This is a genomic window from uncultured Polaribacter sp., from assembly GCF_947503875.1.
In the GTDB taxonomy this organism is placed as follows: Bacteria; Bacteroidota; Bacteroidia; order Flavobacteriales; family Flavobacteriaceae; genus Polaribacter.
Map to the genome: position 1 here is coordinate 543,167 of NZ_CANNFH010000002.1, position 25,149 is coordinate 568,315.

The window sequence follows — 25,149 nt, forward strand, 5'->3', positions numbered from 1 at the left end:
TTAATTAATACTCTGTAGTGTAATGTCAAAAGCAATAACGTCTCCAGGTTGTATGCTGCCAGAACCTCTAGAGCCATAAGCTATTTTAGATGGTAAAATAAAAGTACCAGAACCACCTGGTTTTAGTAATGTTACTGCCTCACTAAAGCCAGGAACCAAACGTTGCAAACTGAAAGTCGCTTCATCTGAACCGTCAAAAGTTGTACCGTTTAAAAAATAACCTTTGTATGCAACAGTAACTGTAGAATTAAAAGTAGGTGAGTTACCACTGCCAGAATTACTAATAATATAATATAAATCTGTAGCGGTTTTTTTAGCCTCTAAATTGTTTTCTAAAAGATATGCTTCAATCTCAGCAATGTTTTCTGCATCTGTATTGTCTTCTTCAGAGCAAGAAAAGCTAATTGCTAAAACGAGTATAAATAGTATTTTTTTCATTTGATAAATGTTTTTGTAAATATAATTGTTTCTAAAAAAAAAGATGTAGAAATCTAAAGAATGTTTTTAATATGGATAGTATAAATTTTTTAAAACTATTTTATTTTTCAAGAATTATTTAAAGTTTAGAAATATGGTCTCCTAGATTTTTAAGATTGGTTGTTATTGACTTTAAGATTTACAGCTAAATGTTGTAAAAAATATTACTTTTTGTTTTATTTAATAACTTTTATCTCAGATATATATTGTTTTTTTGTGATGGGTTGTTTCTATCAAAAAGATAATAATAGCCAGTATAATAAAATCTAATACATGAAAAAGAAGCTCTCTATTACACTTTGGATTAACAGGCTTTTAATAACCCTTTTTGTTGGCGCGTTGCTTTTTGCTTTTTTTGGTTCAGATTCAGATTATATGGTATATTCTTATATAATTGCTTTTCCTTTAGGCATTTTTCAGCTTTTTTCTTTTTTGTTTTCAGTTATTCGTTACAAGAAACTCGGCAGCGAGGTTAAAAAGTATGTAAAAATTTATAGTATTATTTTTGCAAGCTATTTGGTATTTGGTTTTGTCTATTTGGTTTATTTAAATGCTATTGAAAGCATGATTTTAGCCTATTGTATAGATTTAATTCCAATACTACTGTCACTTTTTTGGACCTACATTTTAGAGATTTCTAAAAGATAAATTCTACTACATACCTCTGCTTTATCTTAAGGTCTAGTTTGAATCTAATCACAGTTGTTTTTCTGTTTTTATAGGTTTTGTAATGCCCGGATTTATGTTTTTTCTTAAATGGAATAAAGGCAATTAAACAAAATAGTACATAAATAACTAGCTAATAACTTTATTATGTATAAATTGCTTTTTAATTTGGTTAAAATTTGTATTATTTAAAAATTATGAAGAAAACAACTATACTACTAGTAATGCTTGCAAGTTTTGTTGTCACATTTAGTTCTTGCAAAGTATCTAAAGCCTATGTGCAAAATATATCTAAGAAACAAGACTTGGTTGCACCAAGTTCTAAAAATGTTTTGGCTTTTGTTTCTGGTGATGTTTTAGTGAATGAATTTACCAAAACATTCGATAAAAATTATGAAGATAAAAACGAGTTTGTTGCTGAATTTTTAAACGCTTTTAAAGAACAGGCAAATTTAAATTCACTTTTTCAAATTACTACTGTAGATGCTGGCATTGAGCGTTATGAAGATTTAAATAAAGGAAATCAAGATTATATTATTTCTTTTACAAATTTAGAAATTAACAATAGAGTAGAGTTCACTTCCGCTGGCGGATTTAATGTGAATGGTATTGGTGTACAAGCACCAGCTTCCGTAGAATACTGTGTAATGAAGGTTAAAGTAGAGGTTTATGATGTATTAACAGACAGAGAAATTTTAGACTTTACAGTTACAGGTGAAGCGTCTGTTTTTATGTTCAATTTTACAAAAACATTTCAAAAAGCAAAAGAAAGAACTATGACACACGTGGTTAATTACTTAAAGTCTGGTACAACAACTTACGAGAAATATTAAAGTTTTTTTGCTTAATAATTAGACTTTACAAGAACTTTAATTTCTTGTGAAGTCTTTTTTTTTTTTAGGTAAATTCATTTGCTAATTTTTTATAGAAATGAAATTTTGGTTCTCTGTGATACCTCAAAAAAGTTCGGCATAAGCGATTCACATAGAATTTCTGAGGGAATTTTGGTTCTCTGCTATACTTCAAGAGTTCGGCATAAGCGATTCACACAAAATTTCTAACGAAATTTTGGTTCTCTGCTTACATGTTTCTTCTGTATTGACCACCAACTTTAAATAAAGCTTCTGTAATTTGACCAAGAGAACAAACTTTGGAGGCTTCCATTAATTTTTCAAAAAGATTTGCATTGTTAATTGCAGCATCTTGTAAAATTGCCAATTGTTCCTGTACAGCCACAGAATTTGCTTTGTTTAAGTTTTCTTTGGTAGAAATTTGAAAACGTTTCTCTTCTTCAGTGGCTCTAATTACTTCTGCTGGTTGTACTGTGGGAGAACCTTTAGAACTTAAAAATGTGTTTACTCCAATAATTGGGAATTCTCCATTATGCTTTAAAGTTTCATAATACAAACTTTCTTCTTGTATTTTAGAACGTTGATACATGGTTTCCATTGCGCCTAAAACGCCACCACGTTCTGTAATTCTATCAAATTCTCTTAAAACAGCTTCTTCAACTAAATCTGTTAATTCTTCAATAATAAAAGAACCTTGTATTGGGTTTTCATTTTTGGTTAACCCTAATTCCTTATTAATAATTAACTGTATAGCCATTGCTCTTCTTACAGATTCTTCTGTTGGTGTAGTTATTGCTTCGTCATAAGCATTTGTATGCAAAGAATTACAATTGTCGTTTATTGCATATAAGGCTTGTAACGTAGTTCTAATATCATTAAAATCTATTTCTTGCGCGTGTAAAGAGCGCCCAGAAGTCTGAATGTGATATTTTAGCATTTGAGCCCTTGAATTTGCGCCATATTTATATTTCATGGCTTTTGCCCAAATTTTACGAGCAACTCTTCCAATTACTGCATATTCAGGGTCAATTCCGTTGGAAAAAAAGAAAGATAAATTTGGTCCAAATTTGTTAATATCCATGCCACGACTCAAGTAATACTCAACGTAAGTAAAACCGTTAGAAAGTGTTAATGCCAATTGTGTAATTGGGTTTGCACCAGCTTCTGCAATATGATAACCAGAAATAGAAACCGAATAAAAATTACGAACTTGTTTTTCTATAAAATATTCTTGCACATCTCCCATTAATCGCAAAGCAAATTCCGTAGAAAAAATACAGGTATTTTGCGCCTGATCTTCCTTTAAAATGTCTGCTTGTACTGTTCCTCTAACTTGCGCTAAGGTTGCTGCTTTTATTTGCTGATAGACATCTGGAGGTAATACTAAATCTCCTGTTAAACCCAATAGCATTAAACCTAAACCATTATTTCCTTCAGGTAATTTGCCTTGATAAATAGGTCTTGTTAAGCCTTTATCATCGTAAATTTCTTTAAATTTAGCTTCAACTTGCTTTTCAAGCTTATGTTCTTTAATATATTTCTCACAATTTTGGTCAATTGCAGCATTCATAAAGAAACCTAATAACATTGGTGCTGGTCCATTTATAGTCATAGAAACAGAGGTCATATTATGACTTAAATCGAAACCAGAATATAATTTTTTAGCATCGTCTAAACAACAAATAGAAACACCTGCATTGCCAATTTTACCATAAATATCTGGTCTTTCTCCAGGATCGTTTCCATATAATGTAACCGAATCAAAAGCAGTAGATAGGCGTTTGGCATCCATACCTAAACTTACGTAATGAAAACGTCTATTGGTTCTTTCTGGGCCGCCTTCGCCAGCAAACATTCTGGTAGGGTCTTCGCCTGTTCTTTTAAAAGGGTATAACCCTGATGTAAACGGGAATTCTCCAGGAACATTTTCTTGTAAATTCCATTTTAAAATATCTCCCCAAGCTTCGTATTTTGGTAGTGCAACTTTAGGTATTTGTGAGTGTGAAAGTGATTCACTGTGTGTTTCTATATGAATTTCTTTATCACGAACTTTAAAGGTGTAAGTAGGGTTTTTGTATTGCTGCACTTTTTCTTGCCAGTTTAAAATGATTTCCCAATTGTAAGGATCTAAGTTCATTTTTACTTTCTCAAATTGAGCTATCAACAGTTTTAAAAACTCCTTGTCATCTCGAGCGTAGTCGAGAGAAAGGATCTCGTCATTATTAAGTCCTGTTTTTATTAAAAGAGATTTCTCTATTTCAGTCGAAATGACATTTGTTAAAGAAAGTATGGTTTGAAAAATACCATATAATTTTTGAGCAACAGCAGTTTGTGTAATCGCTTTTTTATCGTAAGCTCTATTGCTTTCTGCTATTTCAGATAAATATCGAACTCTATTTGGCGGAATTACATAAATTTTCTCAGACATTGCAGCAGTAATTTCCATGCTCGTTTTTAAATTGGTATTTGTTTTTTCTACCAATTTATCCATAATACGTTTGTACAGTGTATTCATACCAGGATCATTAAATTGAGATGCAATTGTGCTAAAGACTGGCATATCATCCATATGAATATCCCATAAATTATTGTTGCGCATGTATTGTTTTTTTACATCTCGTATGGCGTCTAAAGCGCCACGTTTATCAAACTTATTTATAGCCACTAAATCTGCAAAATCTAGCATGTCTATTTTTTCTAATTGTGTTGCTGCTCCAAATTCTGGCGTCATTACATATAGAGAAACATCAGAATGTTCTATAATTTCTGTATCTGATTGTCCAATACCAGAGGTTTCTAGTATTATTAAATCAAATTCGGCAGTTTTTAAAACTTGTACGGCTTCATTTACATGTTTAGACAAGGCTAAATTAGATTGGCGTGTAGCTAAAGAACGCATATAAACACGCTCATTATTTATAGCATTCATTCTAATTCTATCGCCCAATAATGCACCACCTGTTTTTCTTTTTGAAGGATCTACAGAAATTAATCCGATTGTTTTCTCTGGAAAATCAATTAAAAACCTTCGAACCAATTCATCAACCAATGAAGATTTACCTGCACCACCAGTTCCTGTAATTCCTAAAACAGGAGTAGTATCTTCTTTTAATTTCCCTAAAGGGGAAAAAATCTTTGTAAAATCAGCGTGATTGTTTTCTGCCAAAGAAATTAATCTTGCAATGGTGTTAACATCTTTGTTTTTTAAGTTTTCTAGTACTTTCTTACTACCGAGTTCTAATAACCAACTTCCATCCTCATTGCAAACTTTACCACTTGAGTGTTTCCCTCCTTTGGAGGGATTAAGGGAGGATTTCACCAAATCATTAATCATGCCTTGTAATCCTAATTTTCGGCCATCATCAGGAGCATAAATTCTTGTAATACCATAATCCATTAAGTCCTTAATTTCTTCAGGAAGAATAACTCCACCACCACCACCAAAAATTTTAATGTGGTCAGCGCCTTTTTCTTTAAGTAAATCGTACATGAATTTAAAATACTCATTATGTCCTCCTTGGTAAGAAGTAATAGCTATAGCATTTGCATCTTCTTGTATGGCACAATTTACTACCTCTTCTACAGATCTATCATGGCCTAAATGAATTACTTCTACACCAGTTGCCTGTATAATTCTCCGCATAATATTTATAGAAGCATCATGCCCATCAAATAAAGATGCAGCAGTTACAATTCTTACTTTATGTTGTGGTTTGTATGGTGGTATTTGTTTCATTCGTAATAATAGTTGTGTTTTGCAAGGGCAATTTAAGGAATTCTTAAAAAATTAAGTTAATCTTTAACATTTATACGATGTTTTTTAACGTATTCCGTATTTTGATTTTAAATATGTTGGCATGTTTTTTGGTGTAATTAGTAAAATATTTATTATGAAAACACTTATTCCATTTTTATGTATAGCTGCCTTATTATTAAACTCTTGCAATGCAGTTAGAGTAATTACAGATTATGATACTGAGGTAGATTTTAATGCATACAAAACCTACGCTTTTTACAAAACAGGAATTGATAAAGCCGCAATTTCTGATTTAGATAAAAAACGAATATTAAGAACGATTACAGCAGAACTAGAGCTGCAAGGTTTTGTAAAATCTTCAAATCCAGATATATTGGTTAGCATTTTTACCAAAAGTAGAGAACGGGTAAATGTGAATCAGAATAATTTTGGAGTTGGTTTTGGTTGGGGTTGGAATCCTTGGTTGTGGAATGGCATGAATAATAACATAAATGTATCTCAATATACAGAAGGTACTTTATTTATAGATTTTATAGATAAAGAAAAAAAGTCTTTGGTTTGGCAAGGTGTTGGCACAGGCGCTTTAAGAACATTAAATAGAGAAAAAAGAGAAGAAAGAATTAAAGAATTTGTAAAAGAAATTATTGCTAGATTTCCGCCAGGAAAAGATAAAAACTAAAAAAAAAGCGCTCTTTGAAGCACTTTTTTTAAGACTATAGTTTATTTTTGTTTTCTAAATAAATAAGTATGTATAACACTAAACTACCGTTAGAAGAAGGTGATTTTTACACAAATGAACAGGGATACAAAGTGTTTACAGCGCAATTTCACCTAAAAAGAGGACATTGCTGCAAAAGCGGTTGTAAACATTGCCCTTATGGTTATGATAAAAAAACAGATTCATTTAAATAATAAGTGACTTCATTAAATAAAAAGGTTCTTAATACAAAGCAATAGTAATATAGATAATTATGAAAAAAGTTTTAGTTTTATTAGTGGTAATTCAATTGGTAAGTTGTGCAGAATTGCAGAATGTAGTTAATAATTTACCAACTAGCGGTGGCGCTTTGTCTCAAGAACAAATTGGTAAAGGTTTAAAACAAGCGTTAGGCAATGGTATTAGTAATCAGGTATCTAAGTTAACAGCTAAAAATGGCTTTTTAAGCAATGAGTTGGTTAAAATAGCAATGCCTAGTGAACTGCAATCTGTAGAGAGGGCATTACGTAAAATAGGTTTAGGTGGTTTGGCAGATGAAGGCGTGAAAGCGTTAAATAATGCAGCGTCAGATGCTGTAAAAACAGCTACACCAATATTTGTAAATGCTGTGCAAAACATGTCTTTTGCAGATGCTAAAAATATTCTTCTAGGAGAAGATAATGCTGCTACAAATTATTTACAGGCCAATACAAAACAAAGTTTGTATCAAAGTTTTACACCCGTAATTAATAATTCTTTTTCTAAAGTTGGGGCAGATAAAGTATGGTCTAACTTAATTACAAAATACAATGCAATTCCTTTTGTAAAACAGGTAAATCCAGACTTAATAGACTATGTTACCAACCAAGCTTTACAAGGTGTCTTTACTATGATAGAAATTGAGGAGAAAGGAATTCGTCAAAAATCGGCATTACGTAATACTGCGCTTTTAAAACAAGTTTTTGCTTTACAGGATGGGAAATAGTGCTAATTGAATTATTCATATTACTCCATTTCATCAAGATGAAACCGATACAAACTCTTTAATGATTCAAAATCTAGGATACGTAAATTAATTTTTAATTTCCTTTATATCATAAAAACCACCTTTTTAAAGGTGGTTTTTTACGTTTAAGCGTTTTAATATACTATTGTTTAAAGTTAAAGGTACAAAATTATATCTCTTATGTATTTGAAAATCGTCTGTTTGTCCTTTTGAATGAAACGAAGTGTATTTGAGAAATTAACGATTATCGGATTATAGACGAATCTAAAAACGATTTGGCTGCTTTTAAAGCCATGAAAGTATTAGTTTAAATAGAGTTAACTGTTATGTAGAGCTGTATTACAAACTATTTCTTAGCGTTTTAAAGTAGTTAAATGCCTTTAGCAATCTACTGCCATACCAAGAAAAATAAGCTCCATCAACTAAAATTATTTTGGTGTTTACAGCATGTTTTTTAATTTCTGCAATGTGTTTTTTCTTAAAAGGATAAGGTTCAGAGGATAATAATATAAGGTCTACTTTTTTTAAAGATTGTAGTTCAATTTCTGGATATCTAGAAAGATTTTGATAGACATTGTCAAAACCATTTACTGCTAATAAATAATTGATAAACGTAGTGTTTCCAGCTACCATCCAAGGATCTTTCCAAATAAAATAGGCTACTTTTAAGATTGGTTTTTCTTCAATAAAAACCCTAAAATCTTCTTGGGTCTTTTTAATAGCCGTATTTAATTTGTAGGCCTCTTTTTCTCTCGAAAATAAGGTTCCATAAAATTTAATAAGTTGTAATGTGTCTTTAATATTATAAATATCAGAAACGTGAGTGGCTGTAATTTTCACACAATTTTCTACAATTTCTTTTGTGTTTTCTTCTTTATTACAAAGAATGTGCGTGGGTTGTAATGCAATTATTTTGTCTAAATGAATCGTTTTTGTGCCACCAACAATTGTTTTCTCTTTTCTAATATGTTTTGGGTACTCGCAAAATTTTGTAACACCTACAATTGCATCTTCTAAACCTAAATCTACTAACAATTCTGTTAGGCTAGGCACTAAAGATATAATTCTAAGCGTATTTTTGCCTTGCATTATTATAGTAGGTTTTCCATTTCTTTTTGTAATTCTCTAGCCTTTTCAGCAGCTTTTTCTGCAAAATCTAATTCTTTAGAAGCATAAATTATACCACGAGAAGAGTTTATCAATAACCCAATAGTATCATTTAAACCATATTTACAAACATCCTGTAAACTACCACCTTGTGCGCCAACACCAGGTACTAATAAAAAAGCATGAGGTACTATTTTTCTTATTTCTTTAAAATAATCTGCTTTAGTAGCACCAACAACATACATTAAGTTTTCTGAATTTTCCCAAGTTTTAGAAGTTTCTAAAACATGTTTATACAATTCTTTTTGGTCTATTTCTTTGGTCTGAAAATCAAATGCACCTTTATTAGAGGTTAGTGCCAACATAATAGTATGTTTGTTTGTAAAGTTTAAAAAGGGCTCTACAGAATCTTTACCCATGTAAGGCGCAACTGTTACAGAATCAAAAGCTAAGTCTTCAAAAAAAGCTTTTGCATACATGGTAGAAGTGTTGCCAATGTCACCACGTTTGGCATCTGCAATGGTAAAAATTTTTGGGTAGGTTTTATTTAAATAGTTTATGGTTTTTTCTAAAGACTGCCAACCTTTTATGCCATATGCTTCATAAAATGCTGTATTAGGTTTGTAAGCTACACAAAGGTGATGCGTAGCATCTATAATAGCCTTATTAAACGCAAAGATTGGGTCTTCTTCGGCTAATAAGTGTTTCGGTATTTTGTTAATATCAACATCTAAACCAATGCATAAAAACGATTTTTTTTCTCTAATTTGGGCAATAAGCTCTTGTGTAGTCATAATCTAAATAAAGTGCAACAAAAATAAGTCATTTTGTAAGTTTTTACGGGGAAACAAGACAAAATTTTTAAATTTAATTATTAAAGATGAGCAAAATATTTTTGATGCTAGCCTTTGTTTTACTGAGTTGTAATTTTGAGAAACCCACAACTTTTACTGATTTAGCCCTAAAGGATAGCGTATATACTTTAAACAACCAACAACTTTCTATTGCAGATATGTTGGCCAAATATAAAGGTAAAAAAATAGTAATAGATGTTTGGGCTTCTTGGTGCGGAGACTGTGTAAGAGGTTTACCTGCGGTAAGAAATTTACAAAAGCAATACAAAGATGTGGTTTTCTTATTTTTATCTGTAGACCAAAGTAAAACTTCTTGGAAAAGAGCCGTAAAAAGATTTAATATGCAAGGAGCACATTTTATTTTACCTAAAGGTATGAAGGATGGCGATTTTGTAGATTTTATAAAGTTAGGTTGGATACCAAGATATATGGTTATAAATGAGCGTGGAAAAATAGCACTTTTTAAAGCCACAAGTGCCTCAGATTCTGACATTGAAAAAGCCCTGAATACAAGTTTATAAATCGTTTTAGTAACTATTTTAATTATCGGCTTATAATTACTTTTCCATTGCTTAAATTTACACCTTATTTTAATATAGAAGAATTGCGTGTTAACGCCTAAAATTTATAATTATGAGAACTAAAATTGTTGCAGGAAACTGGAAATTAAATAACAATAAAAAAGAAAGTAAGCAGTTAATTAAAGATTTAAAAGAATCTATAAAGAAACTAAAACTTAAAGACACTCGTGTAATTGTTGCCCCAACTTTTGTTAATTTATCTTCTTCTGTTAAAGAAGCTAAAAAGTCTAAAATAGAGGTAGTTGCACAAAATATGCATCAAGCAAAAAATGGCGCGTTTACAGGTGAAATTTCTGCAGATATGCTAAAAGCTATAGGTGTTGAAACTGTAATTTTAGGACACTCTGAAAGAAGAACATATTTTAACGAAACAGACGCAGCATTAGCAGAAAAAGTAGATGCTATTTTAGAGAATAAAATGGAAACTATTTTCTGTTTTGGAGAGTTATTAGAAGATAGAAAATCAGAAAACCATTTTAAAGTAGTAGAAAGTCAGTTAAGCAATGCTTTATTTCACCTAAAAGGAGAAGACTTCAAAAGCATAATTTTAGCTTATGAACCAGTTTGGGCAATTGGTACAGGAGAAACTGCTAGTCCAGAGCAGGCTCAAGAAATGCATGCATTTATTAGAAGTATTATAGAGAAAAAGTATACTAAAGAAGTAGCAGAAAAAGTATCTATTTTATATGGTGGTAGTGTAAAACCAGCCAATGCAGAAGAAATTTTTTCTAAGCCAGATGTAGATGGAGGTTTAATTGGTGGTGCAGCTTTAAAAGTAGCAGACTTTACTGCAATTATTAAAGCAATCTAAAAATCGTATTTTCTAAAAGAAAACCAATAAATTTGCATTAAGATTTTAAAAATCTTAGTGCATTTTTTTTACCACATTTTTATGGACAATATTTATATAGAATATAATTTTACAATTTCACCAAAAGAACCTGCTACGGAAATTTTAATAGCAGAATTAGGCAATGCTGGTTTTGAAAGTTTTGTAGAAACAGAAAACGGAGTAACAGCCTACATTCAAAAGCAAGAATGGAAAGAAACTATTTTAGACACTATTTTTGTTTTAAATTCTGAAGAATTTTCAATTGCTTATCAGCAAACTGAAGTTGCACAAACTAATTGGAATGCAGAGTGGGAAAAAAATTTTACGCCTATTCAGGTAGATGATTTGGTAAGCATACGCGCACCATTTCATGAAAACCCCAATTTAAAATATGATATAGTAATAGAACCTAAAATGAGTTTTGGTACTGGCCATCATGAAACCACACATATGATGGTGCAACACTTACTGCAATTAGATTTAAAAAATAAAAAAGTGTTAGACATGGGTTGTGGCACTGGTATTTTGGCAATTTTTGCAGAAATGAAAGGCGCAAAACCTATAGATGCAATAGATATTGATAATTGGTGTTACGAAAACTCTTTAGAAAACGTTTCACGTAACAATTGCAAACACATTTCCGTTTATGAAGGAGATTCAGGGTTGTTAGTGGGTAAAAAGTATCAGGTAATCATCGCAAACATCAATAGAAATATTTTGTTGATGGATATGAAAATATACACCAACTGTTTAGAAGAAAATGGTGTGCTTTTATTAAGTGGTTTTTATAAAGAAGACATACCAATTATAGATGCAGAAGTTGCCAAGTATAATTTAAAGTTAGAAACTTTTATACAACGTAACAATTGGGTTGCATTAAAATATAATAAATCTTAATTTTGTAAGTATGAGTACAAAAGAAAAAATACAAGAAGATGTAGCGCTTTTAGAGCAAGAAGTGTTTCAGCATGAAATTGTTTTACATAATGATGATGTAAACACTTTTGATCACGTAATAGATTCTTTGGTAGCGGTTTGCGATCATAGTTTAGAGCAAGCAGAACAATGTGCAACTTTAGTACATTATAAGGGGAAATGTACCGTAAAATCTGGAGAGTTAAAAGATTTAGAACCTAGATGCTCTAAGTTGTTGCAATTAGGTCTTTCAGCAGAATTGGTATAATTGTATGGAAAACGTTTTTAAATATTACGAGTTTTCAGATTTTTTTAAAGACAACTCTCAAACTTTTAATGGGAATTTAATTTCTTTTACAGCATTAAATGAAACACATTTCTTAATTTTTGAAGAAAAAAATGCGACCTATAATTTATATGTTACCAGATATACTCAAAAAAACGAGATAGGAGTAAAACCACCAGTAATAGTTGAACTATTAGTAGAGAATTACGATAAGAGTATTCCCGAACATCGTATAATAATGAAGCAATATCTTCATTAAATTGCACTTCAGCGAAAATAAAATACTACATTCCAAATATTTTTTTTATTTGTAGTGACCTTAGAAATAAAAAAGGGTCTTATTAGTAGAAGGAAAATGAAGATTGCAAAGTTGGCAGTGGTAATTTTAATAATAATAGTATTTCCGTTATTAGGTTTTGCACAAGGGCCACCACCTCCTGTGCCTCCACCACCACCACCAGGTTTGCCAATAGATAATTTTGCTTTTGTAATAGCAATTGCAGCAATTATTTACGGATCATTAAAAATAGTTAAAGGTAGTAGTAGTTAGTATTTTTATATACTAAGTTTGGTTAGACGAAAACCCCAGGTGTAATGCCTGGGGTTTTTAAATTGAGAGTGTTTTGTTACTTTTTAAATTAACGCATAACAACAAGTTTGATTTTTCTGGTAAGAAGACTTTTTTAGAATTTTCTCTACAATTCCATTTTTTCATCAAAACTATATAACTCGCAAACTAAGGCATCTATTACTGCATCTGTTTGGTTTGTTTTTTATTGAAAACCTTATGCTTATTAATGGTATTGTTTAATAAACTCATTTTTTTTTAAAGATGAAGATGGTATTAATCTCGTTCAGTTATTTCTTTAAAAAGAGAAAAGTGTGAATAAAAAAAACCAGTCTTTACAAAAACGTTGTAAAGTACTGGTTTTAAAGTGACCATGCTAGGATTCAAACCTAGAACCTCTTGAGCCGTAATCAAGTGCGCTATTCAGTTGCGCCACATGGCCTTTAAGCGGGTGCAAATATAAACGCATTTTTTTAAAATAGAAAATCTATTGTACTTTTTTATGAATTAATTTCAGCTTTATAAGCATCTACAATAGGTTGTGCTTTTTCAATGTCTATATTCAGAATAAGTAGTTCCTTATCATTTCTTGATGGAACAAATCCAGAAAGTCTTGCCATTTCTGTGTGGTTTTTTATAACGTAATCAATGTTGTTGTCATCTAATCTGTTTTGTAAGCCTCTTACAATAATAGACGAACCCGAAAAAATGGTAATATGTTCTTTGGTCATAATAGTATTTGTTTTAGTTTAATGAATTTTTTGTAACAAAAGCACGCCAGCCAATTATAGCTAATTGTAATTTGTTGGCTTTGGCAATATCCAACCCTTTTTTTGTAAAAGAAGGCAATATTACTTTATTTACTTTTGCGATTGCTTTAAAAAAACGTTTTTTCATTAATTCTGATTCTATCTCAAATTTAATAAAAATATTCAACTCTTTTAAAGTTTGCTGTGTTATAATAAAAAGGCTAGAAAACAATAGTAAAAATAAGGTCTGTAAGATCTTTAGCAGTAGTAATAATAATTGTTATCATAGTATTTGTTTTTAGTTCGTAAAAATTAGTTAAATAGGGTAATTTCGAAATTGTTTTCTCAATATAGAACTATTAGATTCTGCTTACCAAACAAATTGTAATATTATTATAACTTTAATTTTATTATTATAACTAAAATAACAAATAAAGTTATAATATATTATTAATGACCCTTCAATTAAGTATCATTATGAAATGAGAATAACCTAAATTGTAAAAATTGTAAAGTAAGTAAAGGGAATTTTTTGATGGAATTTTTTTTATAAAGGAAAAACGGTGACAAAAATGATGAAATTTGGTGTTTTTACTTTTTGTTATTTTCTTAAAGTGATAAAACTGTATCTTCGCAAAAAAGATTTATTATGGATGTTTTTTATGTAATAGTTGGTTTTTTTCTATTGGTTTTAGGTGGCGAATTTTTAGTGAAGTCTTCTATTGGACTATCCTTTAAATTAAATTTATCTAAAATGGTAATTGGCATGACAGTAGTTTCTTTTGCGACTTCTGCTCCAGAATTGTTAGTTAGTTTACAAGCGGCTTTAGATGGTTCTCCTGCCATTGCAATAAATAATGTAATTGGGTCTAATATTGCCAATATAGGCTTGGTTTTGGGCATTACTGCATTAATAGGTCCTATTGCAGTAGATAAAAGTTTTTATAAGTTAAATTGGCCTGCAATGCTATTGTTTTCTTTAGTGTTGTATTATTTTTTGGTGAACGATAATTTGTTAACCGTATTAGAAGGGGTTTTTCTTTTATTGGCATTAGGAGCATTTTTGTTTATTTTAATAAGAAATGCGAAAGGTGAAGCAGTGGAGGTAGAAGAGGTAGATGATGCTTTAGAAAAAGTGAGCTATACAAAAATATTTATTTGGCTGCTTATTGGCGGAGTTGGGTTATTCTTTGGTTCAGAATTGTTGGTTTACGGTGCAAAAAGTATTGCTAAGAATATGGGCGTTAGTGAAGGTGTAATTTCTATTACAATGATTGCTATTGGCACAAGTGTGCCAGAGTTAGCAGCCTCTTTAATAGCTATTGTAAAAGGAGAAAAAGCAATTTCTTTAGGTAATTTAATAGGGTCTAATATTTTTAATATTGCCTCTGTTTTAGGGTTTACTTCTTTAATAAAAGAAATTCCTGTTACAGAACCTCAAATTTTATCTAGAGATATCTTTTGGATGTTGGCCTTTGCTATCGTATTGTTGCCATTGGTATTGCTGCCTAAAAAGAATGTGTTAGGCAGATTTAAAGGAGCCATTTTGTTTATCTCTTATGCACTATTCATCTATTTGGTTTTTAAAACTACCGCATAAAAAAAGCTTCCTAAATTTCTTTAGAAAGCCTTTAATATTTTATCAATTAAACTAGTTCTTTTTCCAAGGTTTGTAGTTTTTGAAAGCTGGACCTTGTAGTTTGTTTTTATTTGATTTGGTAATTTTTAGAATTGCATAGTCTTTGTCTTTGGCTTTCCAGACTTTACTGTTTTTGAATTTTGGGCCCTTAAGAGTTACTTTTTGTGTGCTTGTAAAAATAATACTTGGCTTCGTTTTGTTTTGCCAAGGCTTATAGTTTTTATGTGCAGGGCCTTTTAGTGTATTTTTTTTCTGAGAGTAAGCAACAGATGCTACAAAAACCAATGTTACTATTAATATATATCTTTTCATAATACTTTAATGTGATAGGCTAGATTCTTTTCTAAACTGGTGCAAATGTAAATAAGTATTTAGGTTTTTATAGCTATGAGAATATTGGTATTTTGTGTATGTATTTATACGGATGATTTTTTGATTAATTGTGAGGTATTGTTTAGCTCTGTTTTTTTTTAATATTACCGCATAAAAAAGCTTTCTAAATTTCTTTAGAAAGCTTTTAAAAAATTATATGTTGTAATTATTTAGTAATTGAAGCTCTTTTCCAAGGCTTGTAGTTTTTTAACTCAAAAGCTTTCAATTCCACTCTTGGGCACTCTTCTACATTTAAGGCTACTAAATGGTTATCTTTTAAATCCCAAATTTTAGCGTTTTTAAATTCTGGACCTTGTTCTAGCACCTTTTTGTTGATAGAAAATAAAGTTACTGCTTTCGCTTTATTTTTCCAAGGCTTGTAATTCTTATGAGCTGGCCCTTTTAAGCTGTTTCTTTTTTGAGAATACGTTGCAGTTACTATAAATGCGAATGCAAATAACACGATATATTTTTTCATAATAATAATTTTAGATATACTAGATTTATTTCTAATACACCATAAAAGTACGATATTAACTAGGTTTTTGCACTCTAAGAATATTGGTATTCTGTATCCGTATTTATACGGATAACTAATTTAAATTAATTTTTGTTCTGTTGCTTTTTTAATGAGTTGTGCAGTATTTTTTACTTCTAATTTTTTTAAAATATTAGCCCTATGAGTTTCTGTAGTTCTAGTACTTACAAATAATTGAGCAGCTATTTCTTTTGTAGTAAACCCTTTGCTAAGTAATAGTAATACTTCTGTTTCTTTTTTAGAAAGCAAATTTTTACTGGTACTATCTATGGCCATAAAGTCTATCATTTTTTCTGCAATAGCTTGTGTAAAATACTTTTTACCTTGTGCTACAATTTTAATAGCTTTTATAAGTTCTTCTTCATCTGCATTTTTTAAAAGATAACCAAAAGCCCCATTTTTAGCACATTTGGCAATATAATTACCATCATCAAACATAGAAATTACAATAGGTTTTACAGTGCTTTTGGTTTTATTTAGCTTTCTAAGTACTTCAAAACCATCTGTATTTGGCATGTTAATATCTAATAAAACGATGTCAAAATCTTGTGTTTCAGTAACAAAGTCTAAAAACAAATCTCCATCTTCAAAAGTTGCAATTACATTAAAATCTTCTTGTTTTTTAAGCAATTCTGCTAAACCCATTCTAAAGAGTTTGTGGTCGTCTGTAACAACAATTTTAATCATTTTAATTTTTATTTATCGGCATTTCTATATCAAAAACAGTTTCTCCTTTTTTAGATTGTAGTTTTAAAATTCCTTTACAAATTTCTACTCTACTTTTTATATTATTCAATCCAAAGCCTTTACTAGTTTCGTTCGTATTAAAACCAGTGCCATTATCCGTATAATATAAAGATAAAAAATCATCAAACTCTGTAAGCGATATTTTTATTTGTGAAGGATTCCCGTGTTTTATAGAGTTATTAATTAATTCTTGAGTAATTCTGTATAGGTTAATAGCTTGTTCTACGCTTATTTTAGAGTTTTCCTCTTTTGTTGCATCATCAAAACAAATAAGAATTGGCGTCGATTTTTTAATGTTAGCAACGTATTTTTCTAGCGTTGTTCCAATACCAAATTTACTTAAACTTGTAGGCATTAGAATATTGGTCATTTGCCTTACTTCTGCTATGGCGTCATCTATATATGTTTTTATGATGTCTTTTTTGTCTTTGTCTGTAATTTTATTCTGAATATAAATTTTTAAAGTGGTTAGTAAAGGTCCTAAACCATCGTGTAATTCTCTAGCCAACCTGGTTCTTTCAGCTTCTAAATTCTGAATTAAAAAACGCTTGTTAGCAGTGTTTAGCTCACTTTCTAAAGTACGGTAAGCTTCTAGTTTATTGCGCATTTTTAGTAAACTTTCGCCTAAAATATCCGCCTTACTTTTAGGTTTGTAAGCACTCTTTAAGTTCATATTTCCTATTTCACTGGAAAAAGTAACAGCACTAGCAATTGCAGCACTTAAATTGTCTAGTGCAAAATTCATTTGTTTTATTTCTTTCGGACTTTTTTTAAGTTTAATTCTTTGCGTGTAATTCCCTTTTGCCATAAAATCTATATGGCGTTCTAGTTTTTTTAGTGGATTTGTAATTATTTTAGTTAAAAATAAAGATAATGTAACAGATATAGACAGTATAAATAAGGTAAGTATACATAGTTTTAAGCGTAGTTTTTGCAAAGGTATTGTAATTTCTTTCACATCTATTTCAGACAGTATTACCCAATTTAAATTTCTTATATGAATAGGAGTAAAGGCACTGTAAACGGGTATATTTCTATAATCTTTAATTACTTTTGTGCCACTTTTGTTTAACATGCTAGTGGCAACACCTTCTGTTTTGGCTATGATAGTATAAGGCGTTTTTTCAGGATAAAAACGAGACGGTGTACGCAGTCTATAATCTTCACCTACAATGTAAGATTCGCCACTAGCACCCATACCTGCTCTTTCTGTTAGAATATTTTTAATTTTAGTATAGTCTAATGTTTTTATAAAACGCTGGCCATTTACTATTTTAATAAAGGTAACCGCTGTTTCTTTTTTAGGATTAAGGTAGGTTAAATCGAAAATACCTGTGGTTAAAAATTTGTTGGCGGGTATTGGAAAAGAAGCTGTGGTATCTGGCGAGATATTTTCTTTAAAAGACGTAAATTCTTTTTCTATTAATTTTGTAAGCTGATTTTGTTTTAGGGTTCTAATAGAGTTTAACTGTAGTAAGATACGTTGGTCTAAGGCTCTAGAAAATTCAGTATAAAAAATAAAAGAAACGGCTAAAACAGCAAATAAGACTAAAGAGTTTATAATTAGTACAATCCAAGTTTTAACTTTCATTACAATGTAATTCTATTTTCGTTATCTTTATTCTAGGAACTAAAGTTAAACATTTATTGTTAAAAATTCACCTGTTTTTAAGGCAATTTTTAAAGTTTATCCAAAAGAAAAACCCATTTCCTGTGCTAGAAAATGGGTTTTTAAATATGTATTATAAACTAAAATTATTTAATAGGCTTAACCGTTTTAATAATTCTTGCTGCAATTTTATATGGATCTCCATTAGAAGAAGGTCTTCTATCTTCTAACCAACCTTTATAACCTTTTTCTACAGCTATAATTGGTATTCTAATAGATGCACCTCTATCTGAAACTCCCCAAGAGAAATCGTCAATAGAAGCAGTTTCGTGTAAACCTGTTAAACGTTGGTCGTTAAACTCTCCATAAACAGCAATATGTTCTTTAGTGTAAGGTCTAAAAGCTTCACAAATTTCTGCATACTTTTCTTTAGAACCACAAGTTCTTAAGATTGAATTAGAGAAGTTAGCGTGCATACCAGAACCATTCCAATCTCCTTTTACTGGTTTTGGATGATACTCAATATACCAACCATATTTTTCTGTTAATCTGTCTAATAAGTAACGTGCAATCCAAATTTCGTCACCAGCTTTTTTAGCTCCTTTTGCAAACAATTGGAATTCCCATTGTCCAGATGCAACTTCTTGGTTAATACCTTCAAAGTTTAAACCAGCGTCTATACATAAATCAGCATGCTCTTCAACAAAATCTCTACCAAAAGTATTTCTACCACCTACGGAACAGTAGTACATACCTTGTGGTCCAGGATAACCACCAACAGGGAAACCTAAAGGTAATTGTGTTTTAGAATCCATAATAAAGTATTCTTGCTCAAAACCAAACCAGAAATCATTATCATCATCTTCTATTGTAGCTCTACCATTAGATACGTGTGGGGTACCATCTGCATTTAAAACTTCTGTCATCACTAAGTATCCATTAATTCTTGCAGGATCTGGATAAATTGCTACTGGCTTTAAAATACAATCAGAAGCACCACCAGATGCTTGTTTTGTAGATGAACCGTCAAAAGACCAATTTCCTAACTCTTCTACAGTTCCTTGAAAGTTTTCATGTTCTTCAACTTTGGTTTTACTTCTCATGTTTTGAGTTGGAAAGTAACCATCTAACCAAATGTATTCTAATTTAATTTTTGCCATAATTTTGTTTAATGAATAATAATTACTCCACAAAAATGAAATTTTTTGATTAGATATCAAAAAAAATAGGGGTTAAATGTCTAAATTTGCGCAAAAATAATTTTATCCCTAATTTTTTTAGGGGTCATTTATTTAAAAGAAAAAAAAATACTGTAAAAATTACCAATATGTCAATTATTAGATTTAATGCTTTGCAAGAAACTTTAAAAAGAAGTGCCCTTAAGGTAGAACAGAACGAAAAACGCTCTGCTCTTTTTGGAAAGAATGTGTTTAATAAATATGCAATGCAGCAATACCTAACACGCGCTGCTTATGAGAGTGTAATGAATGCCAAAGAACATGGTACAAGAATAGATCGTAAAATTGCAGATCAAGTGGCAGTAAGTATGAAAGATTGGGCAATGTCTAAAGGTGCAACACATTATACACATTGGTTTCAACCACTTACAGGAGCAACTGCAGAAAAGCATGATGCTTTTTTTGAATCTATAAACGGTAGTTTAGCCATGGAAAAATTTGATGGTGAGCAACTAGTGCAACAAGAACCAGATGCTTCTAGTTTTCCAAACGGCGGAATTAGAAACACTTTTGAGGCAAGAGGTTACACAGCATGGGACCCAACATCGCCAGCCTTTATTTACGACACAACATTATGTATACCTACAATTTTTGTAGCATATACTGGTGAGGCTTTAGATAATAAAACACCTTTGCTTAGAGCCTTACAAGCTTTAGATACACACGCAACTGCAATTTGTAAGTATTTTGATAAAAACGCCAATAAAGTTTCAGCAACCTTAGGTTGGGAGCAAGAATTTTTTCTAATTGATGATGCTTTGGCAAACTCAAGACCAGATTTACAATTAACAGGTAGAACACTATTAGGGCATTTGCCAGCAAAAGGGCAGCAATTAGATGATCATTATTTTGGGATAATTCCTGCAAGAGCCATGGCTTTTATGCAAGATTTAGAAGAAGAATGTATGGTTTTAGGCATTCCTGTAAAAACAAGGCATAATGAGGTAGCACCCAATCAGTTTGAAATTGCCCCAATTTTTGAAGAAGCAAATTTAGCAGTAGACCACAATTCTTTGTTAATGGATGTAATGCAAAAAGTATCTAAAAGACATCATTTTAAAGTATTGTTTCATGAAAAACCCTTTTCTGGTATCAATGGCTCTGGTAAACACAACAATTGGTCTCTGTCTTTAGACAATAAAATCAATTTGCTAAGCCCTGGTAAAACACCAATGAAAAACTTACAATTTTTAACCTTTTTTATAAACACAATAAAAGCCGTTTATCAAAATGAAGAATTGTTAAGATCTGCTGTGGCCTCTGCTAGTAACGATTGTAGATTGGGCGCAAGTGAAGCACCACCAAACATTATTTCTATATTTATTGGCTCACAACTATCTGCCGTTTTAGACGAGCTAGAAAATGTAACCATAGGAAAATTATCACCACAAGAAAAAACAGATTTAAAACTAAATATCATTGGTAAAATTCCAGAAATATTATTAGACAATACAGACAGAAACAGAACCTCTCCATTTGCTTTTACAGGTAATAAATTCGAGTTTAGAGCAGTAGGCGCTTTTTCTAATTGCGCAAGTGCAATGACGGCGCTAAACACCATTGTAGCCAAACAATTAAAAGATTTTAAAGTAGCTGTAGACCATTTAATTGAAACTAAAAAACTTAAAAAAGACGAAGCTATTTTTAACGTTTTAAGAGAATACATCAAAGAAAGTAAAAATATCCGTTTTGAAGGCGATAGTTATGGAACAGTTTGGGAAAAAGAAGCTAAAAAAAGAGGTTTAAGTAACAATAAAAACACACCAGAAGCCTTAAAAATAAAAATAGATAAAAACGTAATAGCGCTGTACAAAGAAATGGAAGTAATGAACGAAGTAGAAATACAAGCGCGTTACGAAATAAAATTGCAAGAGTACACTAAGAAACTACAAATAGAAAGCAGAGTTTTAGGCGATATTGCTAGAAATCATGTAGTGCCAACCGCTATTATTTATCAAAATACATTATTAGAAAACACTAAAAATTTAAAAGAAATATTTGGTGCCGATTTTAAGAACATTGCCAAAGAACAGATAGAGCTTATCATGGTAATTTCTAACCATATTACCCAAATTAATGCGCTAACCCTAAAAATGATTGAAGCACGAAAAAAAGCATATGATTTTGAAGGATTAAAATTAGCGGAGCATTATTGCAATAAGGTAAAACCATTTTTTAACCAGATACGTAACCATTGTGATGCCCTAGAAACTATGGTAGATGACAATTTATGGCCGCTTACAAAGTACAGAGAATTGTTATTCACTAAATAAAATGTGCATATGAATTGTTTAAATTTGGGCGTTTTAACAGGCTTTCACTACTCGCTTCACGCCAAAAAGCGTGAGAGCTCAAACAGGCCGTTCAATCCCTAACGCATAGTGCCAGTTAAAAAAGTTAGTTGTTCAAAATAACAGATAGAAATTTCAGACCTCACAGATTTTGGTACTAAACATTATTTAGTAAATAAACTTGTGAGGTCTTTTTTAACATCAAAAACTATATTTCCTGTGCTACTTTGCATTAAATACTCTTAAAACTAAATTCATTATATTTTCTAGGGTTTGTTTTAATCAAAAGATTAAATTTGCAACTTACAATACCATAATTATGAGTCAAGAAGTTTCTAAAAGATACGCACAAAGAGGAGTTTCCGCATCAAAAGAAGATGTACATAACGCCATTAAAAATATAGACAAAGGCCTTTTTCCCAAAGCATTTTGTAAAATTGTGCCAGATTATTTAACCAATGATAATGATTATTGTTTAATAATGCATGCAGATGGAGCAGGTACAAAATCTTCTTTGGCTTACATGTATTGGAAAGAAACCGGAGACATTTCTGTATGGAAAGGTATTGCACAAGACGCCTTAATCATGAATATTGATGACCTTTTGTGTGTTGGAGCTACAGATAATATTATGTTATCGTCTACCATTGGTAGAAACAAAAGTAAAATTCCAGGAGAAGTTTTATCAGCAATTATAAACGGTACAGAAGAACTTATAGAAGGTTTAAAAGGCTTTGGTGTAACCATCCATTCAACAGGTGGCGAAACTGCAGATGTTGGAGATTTGGTAAGAACCATAATTGTAGATTCTACAGTAGCAGCCAGAATGAAACGTACAGATGTTATAGATAATGCAAATATAAAAGCAGGAGATGTAATTGTGGGTTTAGAATCTTTTGGGCAAGCCACTTACGAAACTGAATATAATGGAGGTATGGGTTCTAATGGGTTAACCTCTGCAAGACATGATGTTTTTCATAAATACTTGGCAGAAAAGTACCCAGAAAGTTTTGATGCTGCTGTGCCAGAAGAATTGGTATATTCTGGAAATACCAAATTAACAGACAAAGTAGAAAATTCTCCAATAGACGCAGGTAAATTAGTATTATCACCAACAAGAACATACGCACCAATTATAAAAGAAATCTTAAATAATTACACTTCAGACAAAGTTCACGGAATGATACATTGTTCTGGAGGTGCACAAACTAAAATTTTACATTTTGTAGATAATCTGCATATTGTAAAAGACAATATGTTTAATGTGCCACCATTATTTAAATTAATTCAAGAACAATCCAATACAGATTGGAAAGAGATGTACCAAGTTTTTAACTGTGGCCATAGAATGGAAATTTATGTTACACCAGAAATAGCAGAAGACATTATTAAAATATCAAAATCTTTTAATGTAGCTGCTAAAATTGTGGGTAGAGTAGAAGAGGCATCAACCAAAAAGCTTACTATTAAAAGCGAGTTTGGTACTTTTGAATATTAAAAGTGATTTTTGAACTTTTAAAGTGAAACTTTTAGAAAGATAAAATAATTTTGTAGAACAAAAACGGTCTTAGTTTATGCTAAAACCGTTTTTGTTTTTTTTAAGTTATTCAAAAATACCTATAACTTCCTTTCAGATTCCTGAATTTCTAAATCATTTATACTCGCAAAACGTTTTTGCATTAATCCGTTCGCGTTAAATTCCCAATTTCCATTTATCTGTTAGAAATTTTACAATTGCTTCTCTTCCGTTTATAAATTGATTTCTATTGCGCCATTCGCTATCTATAGTATAGGCCATAGATACTTTTTCTGGGTCTTTATTATTCCAAGCATCTTCTGCAGCTTGTATTTTTTGTTTTGCAGCAGTTAAGGTAAATGGTGGTATTGGTTGTTTAATTTCTATGTTTTATGTTGAATTGAACTTTAAAAATCTAATTTAGTTTCAAAAGGTATTGTTTTCTTTTTTTACGTTAAAAGATAGTAAATGTCGCTAAAAAATAGTTAGTCGAAACTAATTTTAGAAACTTAAAAGTCAGATATCTTTATTTAAACTCTATACAAAAAAGTATTACAACTATTATTACGTTCGTATTACAGGTATAATTTGCGCCTGTTTAAATTTACTCTATTGAATTTAAAATATAATTCCGATAAAAATTGTAAATTCGCAAATCTAGAATAGTAAGTAAAAATGATAGATAAGTTAAGAATTGTTAAGCAACGTTATGATGAGGTTTCTGATTTAATTATTCAGCCAGAAATTATTATGGATCAGAAGCGTTATGCGCAATTGATGAAAGAATATAAAGATTTAGGTGATGTTGTTAAAAAAGGAGACGAGTATCAACAGCTTACCGAAAATATAGAAGAGGCCAAAGAAATAATAGCAGATGGTTCTGATGCAGAAATGACAGAAATGGCTAAAATGCAATTGGATGAAGCCAATACTAGAATTCCGCAGTTAGAAGACGAAATTAAGTTTTTATTAATTCCTAAAGACCCAGAAGATTCTAAAAATGCTGTGGTAGAATTACGTGCAGGAACTGGTGGTGATGAAGCCAGTATTTTTGCAGGAGATTTATTTAGAATGTACTCTAAATACTGTGAAAGTAAAGGTTGGAAGGTTTCTACAGTAGATTATTCTGAAGGTACAAATGGAGGATTTAAAGAAATTCAGTTTGAGGTAAATGGGGCAGATGTTTACGGTATTTTAAAGTTTGAAGCTGGTGTACATCGTGTGCAAAGAGTACCACAAACAGAAACACAAGGACGTGTGCATACTTCTGCAGCTACTTGTATGGTTTTTCCAGAAGCAGAAGAATTTGATGTAGAAATAAACCCAAAAGATGTAAGAATAGATTTTTTCTGTTCTTCTGGTCCTGGTGGTCAGTCTGTAAACACAACGTATTCTGCTGTACGTTTAACGCATATTCCAACTGGCTTGGTGGCACAATGTCAAGATCAAAAGAGTCAGCATAAAAATAAAGAGAAAGCATTTAAAGTACTACGTTCTCGTTTATACGATATGGAGTTGGCTAAAAAGCAAGCGGAAGATGCATTAAAACGTGGTTCTATGGTATCTTCTGGAGATAGAAGTGCAAAAATTAGAACATATAATTATGCACAGGGTAGAGTTACAGACCATAGAATTGGTTTGTCTTTATATGATTTACCTAACATTATGAATGGAGATATTCAAAAAATAATAGATGAATTAATGTTGGCAGAAAATACTGAAAAATTAAAAGAATTGGGAGATGGAATTTAGTATTTTAATTTTAAAATACGAAACCTTATAATTTTCTGAGGTTTTTATATAAAAAAAAAGCAAGTATTTATGAATACTTGCTTTTTTTAGTTTAAACCATT

25 protein-coding genes, 1 tRNA gene and 1 pseudogene are annotated in these 25,149 nt (G+C 30.9%); 14 read left to right on the forward strand and 13 right to left on the reverse strand.

Annotated features, from left to right (window positions below):
* Nucleotides 1–438 carry an FKBP-type peptidyl-prolyl cis-trans isomerase gene (locus Q0684_RS04805; protein WP_299013206.1) on the reverse strand — a complete coding sequence of 146 codons (438 nt, stop codon included), beginning with the start codon at nucleotides 436–438 and terminating at the stop codon, nucleotides 1–3.
* A 312-nt stretch (nucleotides 439–750) separates the two neighbouring features.
* On the opposite strand from Q0684_RS04805, the gene Q0684_RS04810 reads away from it, so the two are divergent.
* Together Q0684_RS04810 and Q0684_RS04815 are read left to right on the forward strand one after the other, a co-directional pair.
* Nucleotides 751–1,125: a hypothetical protein gene (locus Q0684_RS04810; RefSeq protein WP_299013210.1), complete on the forward strand. Its 375-nt coding sequence runs from the start codon at nucleotides 751–753 to the stop codon at nucleotides 1,123–1,125.
* 215 nt (nucleotides 1,126–1,340) lie between these two features.
* Nucleotides 1,341–1,976, forward strand: a complete 636-nt coding sequence (locus Q0684_RS04815) for a hypothetical protein (protein WP_299013212.1) — start codon at nucleotides 1,341–1,343, stop codon at nucleotides 1,974–1,976.
* Between the two features lie 247 nt (nucleotides 1,977–2,223).
* On the opposite strand, the gene Q0684_RS04820 is transcribed toward Q0684_RS04815, so the two are convergent.
* A complete protein-coding gene (locus tag Q0684_RS04820) occupies nucleotides 2,224–5,730 on the reverse strand; it encodes a methylmalonyl-CoA mutase family protein (RefSeq protein WP_299013215.1) in 3,507 nt (1,168 codons plus the stop codon).
* Between the two features lie 154 nt (nucleotides 5,731–5,884).
* On the opposite strand from Q0684_RS04820, the gene Q0684_RS04825 reads away from it, so the two are divergent.
* From Q0684_RS04825 to Q0684_RS04835, 3 genes are all read left to right on the forward strand, one after another.
* Entirely contained in the window at nucleotides 5,885–6,430 is a 546-nt protein-coding gene (locus tag Q0684_RS04825) for a DUF4136 domain-containing protein (RefSeq protein WP_299013219.1), read from the forward strand.
* Between the two features lie 68 nt (nucleotides 6,431–6,498).
* Nucleotides 6,499–6,663 (forward strand): DUF5522 domain-containing protein, encoded by a 165-nt coding sequence (locus Q0684_RS04830; protein ID WP_299013231.1) that lies wholly within the window; start codon nucleotides 6,499–6,501, stop codon nucleotides 6,661–6,663.
* A 59-nt stretch (nucleotides 6,664–6,722) separates the two neighbouring features.
* Nucleotides 6,723–7,433 carry a DUF4197 domain-containing protein gene (locus Q0684_RS04835; RefSeq protein WP_299013236.1) on the forward strand — a complete coding sequence of 237 codons (711 nt, stop codon included), beginning with the start codon at nucleotides 6,723–6,725 and terminating at the stop codon, nucleotides 7,431–7,433.
* A 360-nt stretch (nucleotides 7,434–7,793) separates the two neighbouring features.
* On the opposite strand, the gene Q0684_RS04840 is transcribed toward Q0684_RS04835, so the two are convergent.
* Both Q0684_RS04840 and pyrF read right to left on the reverse strand, forming a co-directional pair.
* The gene (locus Q0684_RS04840; RefSeq protein ID WP_299013241.1) at nucleotides 7,794–8,543 is read right to left on the reverse strand and encodes a helical backbone metal receptor; all 750 of its coding nucleotides are present in this window, start codon (nucleotides 8,541–8,543) and stop codon (nucleotides 7,794–7,796) included.
* 2 nt (nucleotides 8,544–8,545) lie between these two features.
* Nucleotides 8,546–9,355: an orotidine-5'-phosphate decarboxylase gene (pyrF, locus tag Q0684_RS04845; RefSeq protein WP_299013246.1), complete on the reverse strand. Its 810-nt coding sequence runs from the start codon at nucleotides 9,353–9,355 to the stop codon at nucleotides 8,546–8,548.
* A gap of 86 nt (nucleotides 9,356–9,441) precedes the next feature.
* Here pyrF and Q0684_RS04850 point away from each other — a divergent pair, with 86 nt between their 5' ends.
* From Q0684_RS04850 to Q0684_RS04870, 5 genes are all read left to right on the forward strand, one after another.
* Entirely contained in the window at nucleotides 9,442–9,936 is a 495-nt protein-coding gene (locus Q0684_RS04850) for a TlpA disulfide reductase family protein (protein ID WP_299013249.1), read from the forward strand.
* A gap of 112 nt (nucleotides 9,937–10,048) precedes the next feature.
* Nucleotides 10,049–10,807, forward strand: a complete 759-nt coding sequence (gene tpiA / locus Q0684_RS04855; protein WP_299013251.1) for a triose-phosphate isomerase — start codon at nucleotides 10,049–10,051, stop codon at nucleotides 10,805–10,807.
* Nucleotides 10,808–10,888: 81 nt separating this feature from the next.
* The gene (gene prmA / locus Q0684_RS04860) at nucleotides 10,889–11,725 is read left to right on the forward strand and encodes a 50S ribosomal protein L11 methyltransferase (RefSeq protein ID WP_299013255.1); all 837 of its coding nucleotides are present in this window, start codon (nucleotides 10,889–10,891) and stop codon (nucleotides 11,723–11,725) included.
* Between the two features lie 10 nt (nucleotides 11,726–11,735).
* Nucleotides 11,736–12,011, forward strand: coding sequence for an ATP-dependent Clp protease adaptor ClpS (locus Q0684_RS04865; RefSeq protein ID WP_299013259.1), 276 nt, complete (start codon nucleotides 11,736–11,738; stop codon nucleotides 12,009–12,011).
* Nucleotides 12,012–12,384: 373 nt separating this feature from the next.
* Entirely contained in the window at nucleotides 12,385–12,579 is a 195-nt protein-coding gene (locus tag Q0684_RS04870; protein WP_299013260.1) for a hypothetical protein, read from the forward strand.
* Between the two features lie 386 nt (nucleotides 12,580–12,965).
* Here Q0684_RS04870 and Q0684_RS04875 read toward each other — a convergent pair.
* From Q0684_RS04875 to Q0684_RS04885, 3 genes are all read right to left on the reverse strand, one after another.
* Nucleotides 12,966–13,039, reverse strand: a tRNA-Arg gene (locus Q0684_RS04875).
* A gap of 58 nt (nucleotides 13,040–13,097) precedes the next feature.
* Entirely contained in the window at nucleotides 13,098–13,328 is a 231-nt protein-coding gene (locus tag Q0684_RS04880) for a DUF2007 domain-containing protein (RefSeq protein ID WP_299013261.1), read from the reverse strand.
* A gap of 13 nt (nucleotides 13,329–13,341) precedes the next feature.
* A complete protein-coding gene (locus Q0684_RS04885; RefSeq protein ID WP_299013262.1) occupies nucleotides 13,342–13,494 on the reverse strand; it encodes an SsrA-binding protein in 153 nt (50 codons plus the stop codon).
* Between the two features lie 501 nt (nucleotides 13,495–13,995).
* Between Q0684_RS04885 and Q0684_RS04890 the strand changes: the two genes are divergently transcribed.
* The gene (locus Q0684_RS04890; protein ID WP_299013263.1) at nucleotides 13,996–14,946 is read left to right on the forward strand and encodes a calcium/sodium antiporter; all 951 of its coding nucleotides are present in this window, start codon (nucleotides 13,996–13,998) and stop codon (nucleotides 14,944–14,946) included.
* Between the two features lie 51 nt (nucleotides 14,947–14,997).
* On the opposite strand, the gene Q0684_RS04895 is transcribed toward Q0684_RS04890, so the two are convergent.
* The 5 genes from Q0684_RS04895 to Q0684_RS04915 all read right to left on the reverse strand — a co-directional run bounded on the left by Q0684_RS04895 (nucleotide 14,998) and on the right by Q0684_RS04915 (nucleotide 19,411).
* A complete protein-coding gene (locus Q0684_RS04895) occupies nucleotides 14,998–15,297 on the reverse strand; it encodes a hypothetical protein (protein ID WP_299013266.1) in 300 nt (99 codons plus the stop codon).
* Between the two features lie 226 nt (nucleotides 15,298–15,523).
* Nucleotides 15,524–15,835 (reverse strand): hypothetical protein, encoded by a 312-nt coding sequence (locus Q0684_RS04900; RefSeq protein ID WP_299013267.1) that lies wholly within the window; start codon nucleotides 15,833–15,835, stop codon nucleotides 15,524–15,526.
* Nucleotides 15,836–15,955: 120 nt separating this feature from the next.
* Nucleotides 15,956–16,582 (reverse strand): response regulator transcription factor, encoded by a 627-nt coding sequence (locus Q0684_RS04905; protein ID WP_299013269.1) that lies wholly within the window; start codon nucleotides 16,580–16,582, stop codon nucleotides 15,956–15,958.
* Between the two features lies 1 nt (nucleotide 16,583).
* A complete protein-coding gene (locus Q0684_RS04910; protein WP_299013271.1) occupies nucleotides 16,584–18,233 on the reverse strand; it encodes an ATP-binding protein in 1,650 nt (549 codons plus the stop codon).
* Nucleotides 18,234–18,397: 164 nt separating this feature from the next.
* The gene (locus Q0684_RS04915) at nucleotides 18,398–19,411 is read right to left on the reverse strand and encodes a glutamine synthetase beta-grasp domain-containing protein (protein WP_299013273.1); all 1,014 of its coding nucleotides are present in this window, start codon (nucleotides 19,409–19,411) and stop codon (nucleotides 18,398–18,400) included.
* Nucleotides 19,412–19,578: 167 nt separating this feature from the next.
* Here Q0684_RS04915 and Q0684_RS04920 point away from each other — a divergent pair, with 167 nt between their 5' ends.
* Nucleotides 19,579–21,762 carry a glutamine synthetase III gene (locus Q0684_RS04920; RefSeq protein ID WP_299013275.1) on the forward strand — a complete coding sequence of 728 codons (2,184 nt, stop codon included), beginning with the start codon at nucleotides 19,579–19,581 and terminating at the stop codon, nucleotides 21,760–21,762.
* A gap of 337 nt (nucleotides 21,763–22,099) precedes the next feature.
* Nucleotides 22,100–23,278, forward strand: coding sequence for an AIR synthase related protein (locus tag Q0684_RS04925; RefSeq protein ID WP_299013277.1), 1,179 nt, complete (start codon nucleotides 22,100–22,102; stop codon nucleotides 23,276–23,278).
* A gap of 119 nt (nucleotides 23,279–23,397) precedes the next feature.
* Here Q0684_RS04925 and Q0684_RS04930 read toward each other — a convergent pair.
* Nucleotides 23,398–23,683, reverse strand: a pseudogene (locus tag Q0684_RS04930) (DUF1348 family protein).
* Nucleotides 23,684–23,971: 288 nt separating this feature from the next.
* Between Q0684_RS04930 and prfA the strand changes: the two are divergent.
* A complete protein-coding gene (prfA, locus tag Q0684_RS04935; protein WP_299013281.1) occupies nucleotides 23,972–25,048 on the forward strand; it encodes a peptide chain release factor 1 in 1,077 nt (358 codons plus the stop codon).
* Nucleotides 25,049–25,149: the final 101 nt, after the last annotated feature.

What these genes read in the sequence shown, in the direction of transcription:
- Q0684_RS04870 (WP_299013260.1), top strand. Translation starts at nt 12,385, where the DNA reads ATGAAGATTGCAAAGTTGGCAGTGGTAATTTTAATAATAATAGTATTT.
- Q0684_RS04885 (WP_299013262.1), bottom strand. Translation starts at nt 13,494, where the DNA reads ATGAAAAAACGTTTTTTTAAAGCAATCGCAAAAGTAAATAAAGTAATA.
- Q0684_RS04890 (WP_299013263.1), top strand. Translation starts at nt 13,996, where the DNA reads ATGGATGTTTTTTATGTAATAGTTGGTTTTTTTCTATTGGTTTTAGGT.
- Q0684_RS04905 (WP_299013269.1), bottom strand. Translation starts at nt 16,582, where the DNA reads ATGATTAAAATTGTTGTTACAGACGACCACAAACTCTTTAGAATGGGT.
- Q0684_RS04895 (WP_299013266.1), bottom strand. Translation starts at nt 15,297, where the DNA reads ATGAAAAGATATATATTAATAGTAACATTGGTTTTTGTAGCATCTGTT.
- Q0684_RS04825 (WP_299013219.1), top strand. Translation starts at nt 5,885, where the DNA reads ATGAAAACACTTATTCCATTTTTATGTATAGCTGCCTTATTATTAAAC.
- Q0684_RS04830 (WP_299013231.1), top strand. Translation starts at nt 6,499, where the DNA reads ATGTATAACACTAAACTACCGTTAGAAGAAGGTGATTTTTACACAAAT.
- Q0684_RS04840 (WP_299013241.1), bottom strand. Translation starts at nt 8,543, where the DNA reads ATGCAAGGCAAAAATACGCTTAGAATTATATCTTTAGTGCCTAGCCTA.
- Q0684_RS04900 (WP_299013267.1), bottom strand. Translation starts at nt 15,835, where the DNA reads ATGAAAAAATATATCGTGTTATTTGCATTCGCATTTATAGTAACTGCA.
- tpiA (WP_299013251.1), top strand. Translation starts at nt 10,049, where the DNA reads ATGAGAACTAAAATTGTTGCAGGAAACTGGAAATTAAATAACAATAAA.
- Q0684_RS04925 (WP_299013277.1), top strand. Translation starts at nt 22,100, where the DNA reads ATGAGTCAAGAAGTTTCTAAAAGATACGCACAAAGAGGAGTTTCCGCA.
- Q0684_RS04820 (WP_299013215.1), bottom strand. Translation starts at nt 5,730, where the DNA reads ATGAAACAAATACCACCATACAAACCACAACATAAAGTAAGAATTGTA.
- Q0684_RS04920 (WP_299013275.1), top strand. Translation starts at nt 19,579, where the DNA reads ATGTCAATTATTAGATTTAATGCTTTGCAAGAAACTTTAAAAAGAAGT.
- pyrF (WP_299013246.1), bottom strand. Translation starts at nt 9,355, where the DNA reads ATGACTACACAAGAGCTTATTGCCCAAATTAGAGAAAAAAAATCGTTT.
- Q0684_RS04835 (WP_299013236.1), top strand. Translation starts at nt 6,723, where the DNA reads ATGAAAAAAGTTTTAGTTTTATTAGTGGTAATTCAATTGGTAAGTTGT.
- Q0684_RS04815 (WP_299013212.1), top strand. Translation starts at nt 1,341, where the DNA reads ATGAAGAAAACAACTATACTACTAGTAATGCTTGCAAGTTTTGTTGTC.
- Q0684_RS04805 (WP_299013206.1), bottom strand. Translation starts at nt 438, where the DNA reads ATGAAAAAAATACTATTTATACTCGTTTTAGCAATTAGCTTTTCTTGC.
- prfA (WP_299013281.1), top strand. Translation starts at nt 23,972, where the DNA reads ATGATAGATAAGTTAAGAATTGTTAAGCAACGTTATGATGAGGTTTCT.
- Q0684_RS04810 (WP_299013210.1), top strand. Translation starts at nt 751, where the DNA reads ATGAAAAAGAAGCTCTCTATTACACTTTGGATTAACAGGCTTTTAATA.
- Q0684_RS04865 (WP_299013259.1), top strand. Translation starts at nt 11,736, where the DNA reads ATGAGTACAAAAGAAAAAATACAAGAAGATGTAGCGCTTTTAGAGCAA.
- prmA (WP_299013255.1), top strand. Translation starts at nt 10,889, where the DNA reads ATGGACAATATTTATATAGAATATAATTTTACAATTTCACCAAAAGAA.
- Q0684_RS04910 (WP_299013271.1), bottom strand. Translation starts at nt 18,233, where the DNA reads ATGAAAGTTAAAACTTGGATTGTACTAATTATAAACTCTTTAGTCTTA.
- Q0684_RS04850 (WP_299013249.1), top strand. Translation starts at nt 9,442, where the DNA reads ATGAGCAAAATATTTTTGATGCTAGCCTTTGTTTTACTGAGTTGTAAT.
- Q0684_RS04915 (WP_299013273.1), bottom strand. Translation starts at nt 19,411, where the DNA reads ATGGCAAAAATTAAATTAGAATACATTTGGTTAGATGGTTACTTTCCA.
- Q0684_RS04880 (WP_299013261.1), bottom strand. Translation starts at nt 13,328, where the DNA reads ATGACCAAAGAACATATTACCATTTTTTCGGGTTCGTCTATTATTGTA.